Genomic DNA, 486 nt, shown 5'->3' with positions numbered 1-486 from the left:
TGAATTATTGCCAAATTTAACAATCTGTTAGGTATTTCTCTTTCCATTTGTCTACGATTGAACCGATAACAGAACTCACTCAGGTATTCTTGTAGGTACTTTCCCGAAACACCATGGAATGTCCCAAGTAAAAATGCTTTTAAGTTACCAATGGCAATATGAACCCAGGGGAGCCATTCATCAACAAGCTCACTGGGGGTAACCCTCGCTTCATGTTGTTGAGTCTTATCTATAATGTTTAACGCAGGTATGCCGTCTGTATGCACTTTTTGCTGTATCTTAAGAGTTTGGCAACGAACTTTTCAACACTATCATGGCAAACGCTATTTACAGCCTGCATAGCAATAAATCCAGCTCTTTTTCCTTTGCTTTCAACGGCAACTAAAACAGGTTTTTTACCTCCGGCTCAACGTCCACGCTTGCCCTTGCTTTTGCCACCCACTAACGCATCATCAATTTCAATGACCCCTGACAGTCTATATAAGC

1 pseudogene is annotated in these 486 nt (G+C 41.2%); it reads right to left on the bottom strand.

Going from position 1 to position 486, the window contains the following annotated elements:
* Positions 1-486, bottom strand: a pseudogene (locus tag AAEZ02_RS21840) (IS1595 family transposase); the annotation flags it as partial.

This window comes from Shewanella sp. T24-MNA-CIBAN-0130 (assembly GCF_040310185.1).
GTDB lineage: Bacteria > Pseudomonadota > Gammaproteobacteria > Enterobacterales > Shewanellaceae > Shewanella > Shewanella psychromarinicola.
The sequence above is the reverse complement of the archived record's forward strand: the minus strand, read 5'-3'. Positions and strand labels throughout refer to the sequence as shown.